Source organism: Actinomadura verrucosospora (assembly GCF_039540335.1).
Taxonomy (GTDB): domain Bacteria; phylum Actinomycetota; class Actinomycetes; order Streptosporangiales; family Streptosporangiaceae; genus Spirillospora; species Spirillospora verrucosospora.
The window spans coordinates 336,861-351,146 of sequence record NZ_BAABEV010000003.1 but is presented as its reverse complement, the minus strand read 5'-3'; the positions used below and the strand labels follow the sequence as shown (position 1 = coordinate 351,146).

General features: G+C 70.5%; 11 protein-coding genes, 1 rRNA gene and 1 riboswitch. Of the genes, 2 read left to right on the top strand and 10 right to left on the bottom strand.

Features of this window, described 5'->3' with window-relative positions; all coding sequences use genetic code 11:
* The 8 genes from ABD944_RS05770 to ABD944_RS05735 all read right to left on the bottom strand — a co-directional run.
* Positions 1-69, bottom strand: a 16S ribosomal RNA gene (locus tag ABD944_RS05770); the annotation flags it as partial.
* 702 nt (positions 70-771) lie between these two features.
* Entirely contained in the window at positions 772-1,128 is a 357-nt protein-coding gene (locus ABD944_RS05765) for a hypothetical protein (protein ID WP_345173113.1), read from the bottom strand.
* Between the two features lie 62 nt (positions 1,129-1,190).
* Positions 1,191-1,781: an LURP-one-related family protein gene (locus ABD944_RS05760; RefSeq protein ID WP_345173111.1), complete on the bottom strand. Its 591-nt coding sequence runs from the start codon at positions 1,779-1,781 to the stop codon at positions 1,191-1,193.
* A 410-nt stretch (positions 1,782-2,191) separates the two neighbouring features.
* Positions 2,192-3,820, bottom strand: coding sequence for a chaperonin GroEL (groL, locus tag ABD944_RS05755; protein ID WP_185031769.1), 1,629 nt, complete (start codon positions 3,818-3,820; stop codon positions 2,192-2,194).
* Between the two features lie 907 nt (positions 3,821-4,727).
* Positions 4,728-5,735 (bottom strand): hypothetical protein, encoded by a 1,008-nt coding sequence (locus tag ABD944_RS05750; RefSeq protein WP_345173108.1) that lies wholly within the window; start codon positions 5,733-5,735, stop codon positions 4,728-4,730.
* A 297-nt stretch (positions 5,736-6,032) separates the two neighbouring features.
* On the bottom strand, positions 6,033-6,311 hold the full coding sequence (locus tag ABD944_RS05745; protein WP_149262935.1) for a MoaD/ThiS family protein: 279 nt from the start codon (positions 6,309-6,311) through the stop codon (positions 6,033-6,035).
* Positions 6,312-6,326: 15 nt separating this feature from the next.
* Positions 6,327-7,571, bottom strand: a complete 1,245-nt coding sequence (gene thrC, locus ABD944_RS05740; RefSeq protein WP_345173106.1) for a threonine synthase — start codon at positions 7,569-7,571, stop codon at positions 6,327-6,329.
* Positions 7,572-7,587: 16 nt separating this feature from the next.
* Positions 7,588-7,728, bottom strand: a riboswitch (SAM riboswitch).
* A 94-nt stretch (positions 7,729-7,822) separates the two neighbouring features.
* Positions 7,823-8,758, bottom strand: a complete 936-nt coding sequence (locus ABD944_RS05735) for a cation diffusion facilitator family transporter (RefSeq protein WP_345173105.1) — start codon at positions 8,756-8,758, stop codon at positions 7,823-7,825.
* A gap of 120 nt (positions 8,759-8,878) precedes the next feature.
* Between ABD944_RS05735 and ABD944_RS05730 the strand changes: the two genes are divergently transcribed.
* Positions 8,879-10,372 carry an alpha,alpha-trehalose-phosphate synthase (UDP-forming) gene (locus ABD944_RS05730; RefSeq protein WP_345173103.1) on the top strand — a complete coding sequence of 498 codons (1,494 nt, stop codon included), beginning with the start codon at positions 8,879-8,881 and terminating at the stop codon, positions 10,370-10,372.
* Between the two features lie 64 nt (positions 10,373-10,436).
* On the opposite strand, the gene ABD944_RS05725 is transcribed toward ABD944_RS05730, so the two are convergent.
* Positions 10,437-11,462: a sulfotransferase family protein gene (locus ABD944_RS05725; protein WP_345173102.1), complete on the bottom strand. Its 1,026-nt coding sequence runs from the start codon at positions 11,460-11,462 to the stop codon at positions 10,437-10,439.
* A gap of 86 nt (positions 11,463-11,548) precedes the next feature.
* Entirely contained in the window at positions 11,549-12,100 is a 552-nt protein-coding gene (locus ABD944_RS05720) for an RNA polymerase sigma factor (RefSeq protein ID WP_089313869.1), read from the bottom strand.
* Positions 12,101-12,152: 52 nt separating this feature from the next.
* Here ABD944_RS05720 and ABD944_RS05715 point away from each other — a divergent pair, with 52 nt between their 5' ends.
* Positions 12,153-14,207, top strand: coding sequence for a serine/threonine-protein kinase (locus tag ABD944_RS05715; protein ID WP_345173100.1), 2,055 nt, complete (start codon positions 12,153-12,155; stop codon positions 14,205-14,207).
* Positions 14,208-14,286 lie beyond the last annotated feature (79 nt).

Genomic DNA, 14,286 nt, shown 5'->3' with positions numbered 1-14,286 from the left:
CCGCTCGACTTGCATGTGTTAAGCACGCCGCCAGCGTTCGTCCTGAGCCAGGATCAAACTCTCCATCAAGGTCCAACGACCAGCCAGGGGGCGAACCCCGACCAGCCAAACCTCAGGAAACAATCCCAGCATCACCATCCCCAACGGGATGGCATTGCCTCAAAGAAATCCCCACCATCCCCGAAAGCGAGATGGCACGGGGCGACCCGGCAAAATAAAGACCGGGCCGATAAAGGCACTGGCTTTTAACACGCTGTTGAGTTCTCAAGAAACGGACACCCACCGTACCGGATCCGCTTTCGCGTTTCCCGCCCCGGGGCGACTTGTTCTTACTTTATCAGATCCGCTCGGACTGTCAATTCCGGGCTTTTCCGATACGCCATTCCGAATCCGCTTGCGCGGTCCCTTCCCGGCGGTGTTGCTATTTCATCAGATCCGGCCCGATTGTCAAATCGATCCTTTTCCGACCCATCCCGACGATGCGGGCGCGACGAAGTCGCGTCAGCTGATCGAGGATGGTTCCCCCGGGCCGGCCGCCGTCAGGCGTCCCGCACTCCCGTGGGGCGAAGTGAACAGTATGCCCAAGCGGAGGGGACGTCAAACCAGCTCGCACGCCCCAATGGCGCGGACTCGCCCGCGCGGCGCGCTCTGAGCCGCTCCAGCACGCGACCTACCTCGGGTTTCGTCCGGATCCACCCTGTTTGAACCGCTCGAACATCCCATTCACGCGGGCGAGGTTTCATTTCGGCAACGCCGACCGTTCGGCGCGCCTCAGGGCTTGGCCAGGTATCCGCCGACGAACAGCACACCTTCGGCGATCACCCAGGCGAAGGCCGTGACGGTGAGGGTCACGTCCAGCCGCCAGGGCCTGCGCCGGACGGCCGGCATCGACCACGCCGTGACGGCGACGGCCGCGGCGGCGACCGCCACGGGCGCCGAGATCCGCACGGCGCCCTCGAATCCGGCCGCGCATTCCAGGTCTCGGCCCTCGTCCTCACCGCAGAAGGCGGCGTCGCCCCAGCCGCCGAGGGCCGAGAAGAGCCAGAGGACGGCCAGCGCGCAGTTCGCGATCGTCGGAATCGCCGGCGAGATCCGCCAGCCGTTCGGGCGCCCGGACATGGCCTGCACGACCGGAACGTACCTCGCCTGGCGGGAGCCGGGAACCCCTCCGTGGGGCGGCCTCCGGTCTGTCAGGTGATCTCTTTGGCCTCGTGCAGGTTCATGTCCATGACGATGGCCGTCATGACCGCCATCGTCCGCAGCGGTTCCCGGACGGGGTCGGCGATCTCCACCGCGTACTTGTCGGCGGTCGTGAGCAGGTGGGTGGCGAGGCCCGCCCACTTCTTGCGGACGTGCGCCACCTTGCCGCCGTCGGCGTCCTTCACCTCGAAGTTGTTGCGCGGCACGTCGACCTCGACCGTGCCGATGAGCGTCCCGTCGTCGTCGTAGACGACGTAGCGGCGGCCGACCCTCTCGGTGACGAAGGAGCCGACGCGCTCTCCGTCCGGCCGGAGGATCTCGGTGTACTCCCGGCCGCTCTGCTTGTCCACGACGTACAGGGGGTCGCCGTCGGGCGTCGTCAGCAGGACGGCTCGGGCGTCGAGGTTCGACTTGCCGGGGAACAGTCCGCGCATGACCGCGGCGTTGCCCTTGTCGTCGGTCGGCGCCGCGATGGCGAGGACGGTCCCGCCTTCGTCCAGCACCTTGTACCGCGACTTGGCCAACGGTCCCCTGCGAGGCTGTTCGACCCTGAGCACCGGGGAGCTGAACACTTCGCTCACGTGTTCTCCTGCCTCGTCGGCCGCATCGGCGACCGCCTCACTGTTCACTTCGCCTGCGCCCGCGTCCTCGGCGGCACGCCCTCCAACCGGCGATCCTGCCAAGCGCCGGGCCCGCAGGGGAAGCACTTTGCGCGCCCGTCTCCGCCCGGCGGAATCGCCGCGCCCGCGCCCGGCTCACTGACCTGCACCGCCGTGGCCCGGGGTGCCCGTCCGAGAAACATTCTTCTTTCGGCCCGGCGTCCCCTGAGCATCCCCACGGACATCTCCGCGCCCCTACGGGCTTCCACAGAGCGTCGTCCTGCCCGAACCAGGGCTTCGACCCGCACCGGCCCTCGCGGACGCGGAAAGGGGCGGTTCCCGAAGGAACCGCCCCTTTCACATGCACTCGGAAGTGCGAACCGCGGACTCGCTCAGAAGTCCATGCCGCCGGCGTCGGGCATGCCGCCCGCCGGGGCCGGGTTCTTCTCGGGCTTCTCGGCGATGACGGCCTCGGTGGTGAGGAACAGCGCGGCGATCGACGAGGCGTTCTGCAGCGCGGACCGGGTCACCTTGGCCGGGTCGAGGATCCCCGACTCGAACATGTTGACGTACTCGCCGGTGGCGGCGTTCAGGCCCTCGCCCGGGGTCAGGTTGCGGACCCGCTCCACCACGACGCCGCCCTCGAGGCCGGCGTTGACGGCGATCTGCTTCAGCGGCTCCTCGAGAGCGCGCTTGACGATGTTCGCACCGGTGGCCTCGTCGCCCGCCAGCTCCAGCTTGTCGAACGCCTTGGTGCCGGCCTGCAGCAGCGCCACGCCGCCGCCGGGGACGATGCCCTCCTCGACCGCGGCCTTCGCGTTGCGGACGGCGTCCTCGATGCGGTGCTTGCGCTCCTTGAGCTCGACCTCCGTCGCGGCGCCGGCCTTGATGACCGCGACACCGCCCGCGAGCTTGGCCAGGCGCTCCTGGAGCTTCTCGCGGTCGTAGTCGGAGTCGGTGTTGTCGATCTCGGTGCGGATCTGGTTGACCCGGCCCGCGATCTCGTTGGCGTCACCGGCGCCGTCCACGATGGTGGTCTCGTCCTTGGTGATGACGACCTTGCGGGCGCGGCCCAGCATCTCGGTCGTGGTGTTCTCCAGCTTGAGACCCACGTCCTCGCTGATGACCTGGCCGCCGGTCAGCGTGGCGATGTCGCCCAGCATGGCCTTGCGGCGGTCGCCGAAGCCCGGCGCCTTCACGGCCACGGACTTGAAGATGCCGCGGATCTTGTTGACGACCAGGGTGGCCAGGGCCTCGCCCTCGACGTCCTCCGCGATGATCAGCAGCGGCTTGCCGGACTGCATGACGCCCTCGAGGACGGGCAGCAGGTCCTTGTTGGCCGACGCCTTGCCCTGAACGATCAGGATGTACGGGTCCTCGAGGACCGCCTCCATCCGCTCGGGGTCGGTCACGAAGTAGTGCGAGATGTAGCCCTTGTCGAAGCGCATCCCCTCGGTCAGCTCGAGCTCCAGACCGAAGGTCTGGCTCTCCTCGACCGTGATGACGCCTTCCTTGCCGACCTTGTCCATCGCCTCGGCGATCATCTCGCCGATCTGCGGGTCGCCCGCGGAGATGGACGCCGTGGAGGCGATCTGCTCCTTGGTCTCCACGTCCTTGGCGAGCTTGGACAGCTCCTCGCTCACCCGCTCGACGGCGGCCTCGATGCCGCGCTTGAGCGACATCGGGTTCGCGCCGGCGGCCACGTTGCGCAGACCCTCGCGCACCAGCGCCTGGGCCAGCACGGTGGCGGTGGTGGTGCCGTCACCCGCGACGTCGTCGGTCTTCTTCGCTACTTCCTTGACGAGCTCCGCGCCGATCTTCTCCCACGGGTCCTCGAGCTCGATCTCCTTGGCGATCGACACACCGTCGTTGGTGATCGTGGGAGCGCCCCACTTCTTCTCCAGCACGACGTTGCGGCCCTTGGGACCAAGGGTCACCTTCACGGCGTCGGCGAGCTGGTTCATGCCGCGCTCGAGACCGCGGCGGGCCTCCTCGTCGAACGCGATCATCTTTGCAGCCATAGGCTCCAGTCCTCCCGGAACAAGGTGGCTTAGACGGATCGAGCCGACGCCCGCGACGGACGGCCCCGCCGACGACTTCCATTCCGCCGCCGGCCTGAGGCCTCATCGCCCCGACCCATGACTGTGTGAAGTTGTCACTCTCCACATCAGAGTGCCAATGCTTGTTTAGCACTCTACCCTGCCGAGTGCAAGCGCCACACATCACCGCCGCACGCGTCGCGCCGACCCGCTCGGAAGCGCTCTGACCTGCACCGGAGGGTCGCTTCAGCGCTGACGGCCACCAGGCGGCGTCCCTCCGAAGAGCAGCCGAACCATCGTCCCGCCATGAGCGACTCACTTCCCCGTAACGCTTTCGTTCTGCCTTGAGCAGGTGCCGTCCGAGCGCGGGGAGCGCCGGTCGTTCAGACGCCGGCCGTCCGGCTGCGCGCACGGGCGGGATCACCCTCGGTCGCGCCATCCGCCACTCCGACGGCGCCGCCGGCTTCGACGAGATCGAGTCCCCTACCGGGCTTCTCCGGGCTGACCCTGCGGCTGTTCGACCCGGCGACCGCGCACGCCGCGCGGACCGGCACCTCGCCTGAGAGGGGGTGCCGTAGCGGCCACCCGTTCCGCGTGCCATTGCACCGGCGGCGGCCCGCGCCGCTGTTTTGCCGCGGATTTTTTCGTCACGGACCATTGGTGCCGGTTCTGTCGGTGCGACGACGTTTGCGGCGGCCCGGTGCACCGGGAATCACCACGGCCCGTTAGGGCCGCTTTCATGGAGTATGGCGAATGGTGAGGATGTTCTTTCGGTCCCGGGCAAAGGGCCGCCGCAAACGGGTCCGGACATTGGGCGGCCGCTCCGGCGTCGATGCGTGACCGGGCCGGAGCGGCCGTGGTGCTTCGGTGTCCTGCTAGGAACCGCGGTTCACCGCTTGGTGGACTCCTGCTCGGGGCCCTCGACCGCGTTGATCACGGTGTTGTGCTTCCCGCCGTGGATGTGGCTGGTGATGGGCCCGGTCATCGTCGCGCTGTTGCCGGCGTAGACGTTCGAGCGGGGCGATCCGCTGAGGTTCGTGAAGATCGCGTCGCCCGAGCCGTTCTCGATGTTGGCGACGTCGCCGTTCTGGCCGACGATCGCCTTCTTGGCCGCATGGACGTGCACCGGCCCGGGGCGGTCCCCCGTGGTGGCCAGCCGCTGTCCGGCCTGCGGAGCGTTGGCGTCGGCCTGCTGCTCCGGCGCGGCCTGCTGGGCCTCCTGCTGCGGGGCGGCCTGCTCGGCACCCTGCTCCGGCGCGGCCTGCTGCGCGTCCTGCTGCGGAGCAGCCTGCTCCGCCTCCTGCTGCGGAGCCGCCTGCTGCTCGCCCTGCTGCTGAGCGGCCTGCTGCGCGTCCTGCTGCGGAGCGGCCTGCTCGGCGTTCTGCTGCGGGGCGGCCTGCTGCTCACCCTGCTGCGGAGCCGCCTGCTGCGCCTCCTGCTGCGGAGCAGCCTCCTGCTGCGGAGCGGCCTGCTCGGCGCCCTGCTCCGGCGCGGCCTGCAGCGACTCCTGCTGCGGAGCGGCCTGCTGAGGAGCCGCCTGCTGCTCGGCGGCCTGGTGCTCGGCCGCCTTGGCGAGCGCGACCTTGGTGGCCTCCTGCTCGGAGCCCTCGACGCCGGTGACGGCCGTGTTGTGCTTCCCGCCGTGGAGCTTCGTGGTGATGTCACCGGTCTTCACCGGCTTGTTCCCGATCACCGGCGCGGCCTTGGGCGACTTGGTGATGTCGGTGTAGATCAGGTCGCCCGGACCCTTCTCACTGATGTACGTGGGGCCGTTGTGCCCCACGTACGCCTTCTCCACCGCGTAGAAGTTGATGTCGGCCATGGCCGAGGGAGCCGCGAGGACGGCCGCTCCCATCGTTATGCCGGTCACGGCCATCGTGCGCAAAATGCGCTTCATGCCTTTCCTCACTCTCGTATGCCGTTCGGCGCCCCAGGGAGCGCCACTCCGGGTTCAATCTTCCAGGACGCGGCCAGCGAGAAACCCAAGTGACGGAGAGGCGGTGATCAAGATCAAAGCCGTGAAACTGGCGCTCGCTAAAACTTGTTCCATGCGCGTTTGGCCGGACGGGAGGAACAGTTGCCCAATCCAGCATCCACCGGGCAATCGCGTTCCGGAGAAGGGGGAATCGGCCAGATGTGAAAGGAAAAGCCCCGGCACGGTGGACGTGCCGGGGCCTCGCGGACGAGACGGACGTCAGCCGCCCGCCACCGCGGGGATGATGGAGATCTGGGCGCCCTCGGGCGTCGGGGTGTCGAGTCCCTCGGCGAAACGGACGTCCTCGTCCCCGACGTAGACGTTCACGAAACGGCGGATCTTGCCCGCGTCGTCCAGGATGCGGGCGGAGATGCCGGAGTAGCTGGCCTCGAGGTCGGCGACGACCGCGCGCAGGGTCGCGCCCTCGGCCTTCACCTCGGACTCGCCACCGGTGTAGGTCCGCAGGATCGTCGGGATACGGACGGACACGCTGCTCATGCTGCTCCTTCGTTCTCAGGCGAGGCCCGCGGCGCGGAACGCCTCCAGGGACGGGGCGATGTTCGCCGACGGCGCGACGACCGGGGCGACGGCGTCCAGGGTCTTCAGGCCGTCCCCGGAGTTGATGATCACGGTCTCGGCGCCCGGGTCGAGGGCGCCGGCCTCGATGAGCTTGCGCAGGGTCGCGACGGTGACGCCGCCGGCCGTCTCCCCGAAGATCCCCTCGGTGCGGGCCAGGAGCCGGATCCCCTCGACGACCTGCTCGTCGGTGACGTCCTCGACGGCGCCGCCGGTGCGGCGGGCCACGTCCAGGACGTAGGGGCCGTCGGCCGGGTTGCCGATGGCGAGGGACTTGGCGATCGTGTCGGGCTTCACCGGGCGGACGACGTCGTGGCCCGCCTTGAACGCGGCGGCGACCGGGTCGCACCCGGAGGCCTGGGCGCCGAAGACGCGGTACGGCTTCTCCTCCACCAGGCCCAGCTTGATGAGCTCCTGGAACGCCTTGTCGATCTTGGTGAGCTGGGAGCCGGACGCGACCGGCACGACGACCTGGTCGGGCAGCCGCCAGCCGAGCTGCTCGGCGATCTCGTAGCCGAGCGTCTTGGAGCCCTCGGCGTAGTAGGGGCGGACGTTGACGTTGACGAACGCCCAGTCGTCCTGCTCGCCCGCGATCTCGGACGCGAGCCGGTTGACGTCGTCGTAGTTGCCGTCGACCGTCACGAACGTCCCGCCGTACACGGCCGTCGTGATGATCTTCTGGGACTCCAGGTTCGACGGGACGAACACCGCGCTGCGGATCCCGGCGCGGGCCGCCGCGGCGGCGACGGCGTTGGCGAGGTTCCCGGTGGACGGGCAGGCCAGCACCTTGAACCCCAGCTCGCGGGCGGCGGCGAGCGCCACGGCCACGACGCGGTCCTTGAACGAGTGGGTCGGGTTGCCGCTGTCGTCCTTCACCCACAGGCTCTGCAGGCCGAGGCTCTCCGCGAGGTTGTCGGCGCGGACGAGGCGGGTCAGGCCCGGCTCGGTGTTCGGGGTGTCGGCGACGTTGGACGGGACGGGCAGCAGCCCGCGGTAGCGCCAGATGTTGCGCGGCCCGGACTCGATGGACTCCCGGGTGACGCCGTCGAAGTCGTAGGCGATCTCCAGGGGGCCGAAACACTCTTCACAGGCGTAGTAGGGCCCGAGGTCGCGGGACGAGCCGCATTCGCGGCAGACGAGAGCGGTAGCCGGTCCGAGGTCTGTGGCAGGCGTGAGTGCCATGAGGGCGAGGCCTTTCTCCCCATCTTCCCTGCGCCACCTTGGTCGCAGGCCGGAGTTGGCACCATCTCCCGGCCGGCCTCGCAGGATCGCGACGCGCCGCAGCCAGGTGGTTGCCGGGGCTTCGCAGGGCCGGTCCCTCCACCCCTCTGGATGAGCGTTATGAAGTTGTCGATCTACGAGCTTTGAACTCGTATGCGTGACTTTACATGAACTGACCGGATGCCAGACAGGCGGGTCCAGCGATTGAGACGTTACCCGGCGGGTGTCTTGATCACCCGTTGGGTCGGGTCGAGGAACACGTGCCGGACGGTCGGGACGCGCTCGCGGAGCCGCCGGTCGATCTCGCCGGCGACGTCCTCGGCCTCGTCGGCGCTGATGTCGTCGGAGAAGTGCACCTTCGCGGCGACGAGGATCTGCTCGGGGCCGAAGTGCATGGTGAGCAGTTCGTCCACGCCGGTCACGCCGGGCGCGCCGCAGATCTCGGCGCGGATCTCGCGCTGCTCGGCGGGGTCGGCCGCCTGGCCGATGAGCAGGCCCATGCTCTCCCGGCCGATCGAGAAGGCGAGGACGACCAGGAGGATCCCGATGAGGACGGACGCGAGCCCGTCCCAGAACTCCGACCCGGTGATCTGGCGCATCGCGAGGCCGCCGGCGGCGAGCGCGAGGCCGATCATCGCCGCGGTGTCCTCGAACAGCGCGGTCTTGAACGTCACGTCGGGCGACTTGCGGACATGCTCGACCAGGTCGCGGTCGCTGTCGCGCGTCTCCTTCTTGGCCTGGTAGAAGGCGCGGATCCAGGACGTCCCCTCCAGCACCGCGCCGAGGCCGAGGACGGCGTAGGCGAGCCACACCGTCGTCCCGCCGCCGCCGTGACCGGTCATGGTCAGGATGCCCTCGAAGATCGAGAATCCGGCGCCGGCCACGAAGATGCCGAACGCGGCGAGCAGCGACCACACGTACCGCTCGTTGCCGTATCCGAAGGGGTGGCGCCGGTCGGGGGGCCGCTCGCTGCGCCGGAGCGAGGTGTAGAGGAAGCCCTGATTGAGGGTGTCCGCCACCGAGTGCGCGCTCTCCGCGAGCATGGCGCTGGACCCGGCCAGCAGGCCGGCGAACAGCTTCGTGATCGCGAGGATGAGGTTCGCGGCACCGGCGACGAGCACGGTTTTCGTCGTCTCGGACTTGCTCATTGCCGCCGGATACCCCCTGGGCGGATGACTAATCGGGCGGAACGGACACAAGGGCGGGCGATGCCGGCCACCTCGCGGGTCACTTTGATGCGCCTCGGCCGCAACTGAGACCCTTCCCGTATGAGCCAAGTGCTGGTGGCCTCGAACCGGGGTCCGGTGTCGTTCTCGCTGTCGGACGACGGCGGGCTCACCATGCGGCGCGGGGGCGGCGGTCTCGTATCGGGCCTCGCCGCCGTGACGGGCGCCCCGCGCGACCCCGGCCCGCCGCGTCCGGCCGAGACGGCGCGGGAGCCGTCCTCGACGGGAGCGGACGTGCTCTGGGTGTGCGCGAGCCTCGGCGAGGCCGACCGCACGGCGTCGCGCCGTTCCCCGGACGGCCGCCTCGACCTCGCCGGGTACGAGACCGGCGGGGCGGCGGTGCGCATGCTCGACATCCCGGCGGCCACGTTCGACCGCGCCTACAACGGCGTCGCCAACTCGACGCTGTGGTTCGTCCACCACCTGTTGTACGACACGCCGCGCAGCCCGCACTTCGACGCCCGCGCCCGGCGGGACTGGCAGTCCTACGAGGCGTACAACGCGGCCTTCGCGGACGCCCTCGCACGCGACGCCGCCCAGGGCGCGAAGGCGGCGATCCAGGACTACCACCTGTCGCTGGCTCCGCGGATGCTGCGCGACCGGCGCCCCGACCTGAAGATCGTGCACTTCTCCCACACGCCCTGGGCGCCGCCGGAGTACTTCCGGCTGCTCCCGGACGACATCGGCGCGCAGGTCCTTCTCGGCATCCTGGGCGCCGACCACGCCGGCTTCCTCACGGAGCGGTGGGCGTCGGCCTTCCTCGACTGCTGCGAGCTGCTGCCGGGCGCGCGCGTCGACCGCGTGGCCCGCACCGTCTCCTGCTCGGGCCACACCACGCGCGTGGGCGTGCACGGTCTCGGCGTGGACGGGGCGGCGCTGCGCAGGCGCGCCGCCGAACCGGACGTCGTCGAGAGGGCCCGCGCGCTGCGCGAGCAGGTGGGCGACCGCCGGCTCATCGTGCGGATCGACCGGACGGAGCTGTCCAAGAACATCGTGCGCGGGCTCGCCGCGTACCGGGAGATGCTCGTCAACCATCCCGAGTGGCGCGGACGCGTCGTGCACCTCGCGTTCGCCTACCCGTCCCGCTACGACCTGCCCGAGTACCGGGAGTACACCGCGGCCGTCCAGCGCATGGCCGGGCAGATCACCGACGAGTTCGGCACCGCCGACTGGGACCCGCTGATCCTCCAGGTGAACGACGACTACCCGCGTTCCCTCGCCGCCTACGGCCTGGCCGACGTCCTGCTCGTCAACCCGATCCGGGACGGGATGAACCTGGTCGCCAAGGAGGGGCCCGTCCTGTCGCGGCACGGCTGCGCGCTCGTGCTGTCGCGAGAGGCGGGCGCGGCGGCGGAGCTGTCCGAGGACGCGCTGGTGGTCAATCCCTACGACGTCTCGCAGACGGCCGAGGCCCTGCGCCAGGCCCTGCTGATGCCGCGCGCCCGGCGGGCCGAACGCTGCGCCCGCCTCGCCGACGCCGCGACCGCCCTGCCCCCGCAGCGCTGGTTCGCCGACCAGCTCGCCGCGCTGGACTAGCTCCCCGCGGAAAGGGAGCGGCGTGCTGCTCTGCGGGCGTCAGGGCAACACGCCGCGGGTCCGGTCAGGGGGCGCTGCCGGCGGACTGCTCGGCGGTGAGGAGGCACTCGACGGGGTTCGGCTCGTGGTGCTGCCTCCACCGCTCGCGCAGCGCGGCCTTGCTCTGCGCCATGCGCCGGTGGGCGGCGGTGCGGGTGAAGCGGGCGAGCAGGGCCGCGGACGGCTTCGGCAGGCCGCTCGGCTCGTAGCCGTACTCGGCGAGCCGCTCGCCGAACGCGGCCTCGGCCAGGCTGATCTCCCACGCGTCGAGGCGCTCCGCCCATGATCCGACGCGGTCGGTCGTGACGGCGTCGCGGGTCCGGCCTTGCCACTTCCTGGTGGACGGGACGATCCGCTTCGCCAGCCCCTCCGGGTGGGTCATCTCGGGGTCGAAGTCCTCGCCGAGGAAGCCGCAGAGCCGGGTCAGCTCGTCGGCGGGGTCGGCGACGAGCCGCTCGTACTGCAGCTCGTAGTAGGAGTCGGGGCCGAGGCGCTCGGCGAGCCGGCGGCCGCGGTCGATCGTCTCCCGCCAGGCGGAGACGGCGTGGTGGATGTCGGCGTCGAACCAGGGCATCTCCATCAGCGACGCGACGCAGTCCCGGCCGTCCCGGACAAGATGGACGAACTGGGCGTCGGGAAACATCCGCAACAGCGTGCCGACGTGCTGGGAGTAGCTCGGGCGCTTGTCGCCCCAGCGCGGCTTGCCGTGCAGGCGGGCGTAGGCGCGGAAGACGATGCCGACCGCCGAGCCGAGCGTCGGAGGCCCGTCGGCGATCTCCTCCACGAGCCCGTCGGCGTCCATGCCGAGCGCCCGCACCTTGGTGGCGCGTTCCCCGACGATCCACTCCGCGAGCATCCGCCTGTTCTTGCTGTCCCGGAGGTCACCGTAGTCGCACCTCGCCGCATAGGCGGGCAGGACGAACCGGGTCTCCGCCGGGATCGCGATGCGGGCGTGCGAGTGGAGCATCAGGCGCAGCAGCGTCGTGCCCGAGCGAGGACAGCCGAAGATGAAGATCGGACGATCGCGGCGGAGGGCCGGTCCTGGTGGCATGCACCGCATGCTGGTGCAGAAGCCCAGTTCAGAACCCGGCTTCTGCACCCACTGTTACGGTCCGATGACCCACCCTTGACCGGCGGTCAGGTGTAGGACTCGCCGAGCGTCTGCCTCACCTGCTTGCGCGCCTCGTGGATGCGGGACTTGACCGTGCCGAGCGGGAGCTTGAGCTGCTCGGCGATCTCCGCGTACTCCAGCTGCGAGACGTCCCGCAGCACCAGGGCCTGGATGAGGTCGGGCTTGCGGGCCTCCAGGTCCTCCATGGCGTCGAGGATGTCGACCCGGGAACCCGCGATGACGCTCGTCCGGCGCGGGTCGGGACGCTGCTGGGGAAGCTCGCCCGCCTGCTCGACCGAACGCCGCTTCAGCGAACGGTAGGTGGAGCGGGCGGAGTTGGCGACGACGACGTGCAGCCAGGTGCTGAAACGCGACCGGCCCTCGAACCGGTGGATGTTCCGGGCGACCTGGAGCAGCGCGTCCTGGCACGCCTCCTCGGCGTCCTGTCGGCAGGGCAGGAACCGGGAGCTGTGCCGCAGCACGTCCGGCTCGATCTTGCGGAGGAGCTCGTTGAGGGCGCCCTGGTCGCCCTGCGCGGCCTTGACCGCCAACTCCTCGGTCCTCTCGTCGAATGCCATGCCGCCTCATTGCTCGTTCGCGCGCTCACCCCGTTGTTGGGATGATACGGGAGTGTCTTTCCCACCATCAGTAGGCCGTTACCGGATCGATCGCGTCCTGGGGTCGGGGGCGTTCGCCTCTGTATGGCTGGGGCACGACGACGCCCTCGAGTCCCAGGTCGCCATAAAGGTCCTGAACGGCAGCCTGATCGACGATCTGGACGTGCGCAACAGGTTCCTCGAGGAAGCCCGGATCCTGCGCCGCGCCGACTCCGAGCGACTCGTCCGCGTCCACGACATCGGCGAGCTCCCGGACGGGCGCCCCTACTTCGTGATGTCGTACGCCGACCGCGGAACGCTCGGCGATCGCATGCGCGAGCGGCCACTTCCGGTCAGCGAGGCGGTGGCGCTCGCCGAGCAGATCGCCTACGGCGTCGAGGTGATCAACACGCTGGGCGTCATCCACCGCGACCTGAAGCCGTCCAACGTGCTGTTCCAGTCGACGCCGGACGGCGGCGAGAAACTGCTCATCGCCGACCTCGGCCTCGCCAAGGCGCTCGCGCACGCGTCCGGCGCCTTCACCCTTCCGGTCGGCACGCCCGGGTACATGTCGCCCGAGCAGGCGCGGTTCGGCGGCGGGCTCGACATCCGCGCGGACGTGTACGGCCTCGGCGCCCTGACCTACCACATGCTCACCGGGCGGGCCCCGGGCCCGGCGCCGGTCAAGAAGGCGCCGAGCGAGCTGCGCGAGGGCCTGCCCCCCGCCTTCGACCAGGTGGTCCTGCGGGCGCTGGAGGTCGAGCGGGAGAAGCGGTGGCCGACCGCCGAGGCGTTCGCGGAGGCGCTGTCCACGCTGCGGCCCACCTCCGCGCAGGCCGCGCCGGCGCCCGCCCAGACGGCGCCCCCGCCGCCCGAGCCGCAGATCGACGCCGACGCGACCGTCCAGGACTTCTACCGCGAGGGCGTCCAGGTCCAGCAGCAGCCCCCTCCCGTGCAGCAGCCCGGGCCCGCGCAGCCCACTCCCGCGCAGCCCAACCCCGCGCAGCCCGCCGCGGCGGCGGGCCAGAGCGCGCAGCCCGGCATGCACACGCGGTTCGACCGGCCCGGCGAGGACGACCTCCACACGTCCGAGATACGCGTCCCGCCCAGTACGCCGTCCGAAGAGGTGACGGTCGTCGACCGGCCCAGCGGGCGCTCCACACCCTTCACCCAGGTGGAGGCGCCCACATCACCCGACAACGACAACAACCCGACGATCGCCTACCAAGGTCCGCCGCCACAGGGCCAGCCGCAGGCGCCGCCGCAGAACCAGCCGCAGGGGCCGGACGACAAGACGACCGCGTTCCCGGCCCAGTCGCCGCAGGGCGGGGCCCCGCAGGGCGGGCCGATGCAGCAGATGGGCCCGGGCGGCCAGCAGCCCTACGGGCCGCCGCCGACCGGTTTCCAGCCTCCGCCGCAGGGGCCGGTCCAGGGCGGCGGGCAGGGCGGGCCGCGCGGCGGCGGAGCCCCGAAGAAGTTCGTCACGCCGCTGATCATCACGGCGGTCGTGCTGGTGGTCGCGGTGATCGGCGGCCTGACGCTCGGCATGATGTTCTCCGGCGGCGACGACGGCGGCAAGGACGGCAAGGACAAGAAGCCGGCGGTCCCGAAGGACTTCGTCGCGGCCGCCGACGGCTCGGGCAAGATCAGGACCGCGGTCCCGAAGGCGTGGCCGGTTCAGGGGCAGGAGCCGACGTGGACGCCGTCCGCCGTCGGCCTCGCCGACGGCCAGCCGCGCCCGGTGCTGCGCGCGACGCCGGACAAGGCCGCGTTCCTCGGCAACGGCAAGGGCCCCGGCGTGTTCGTCGGCGTGACCACCGACCTCGGTGCGAACCAGCTCCCGCCGCCGCGCGCCGCCGTCCACCCGCAGTGCACGAAGGCCGCGCCGGAGAACTACACCACGCCGGACGGCGCCCTCAGCGGGACGATCACCCGCTTCACCGCCTGCAAGACCGGCACGCCGTCGGTCACCGAGGTCGGCCTCAAGGACAAGTCCGGCAAGTTCGGCCTGTGGATCCGGGTCAAGGAGACCGACGGCCGCGACGCCACCAAGGACATCCTCGACAACCTGAAGGTCACCGGCCCCTGACCCGGGGCTCGGACCGGTACCACGAAGACCCGCGCATCGAGGCGCGGAGCGGCCCCCCGCTCCGCGCCTCGTTCCGTTC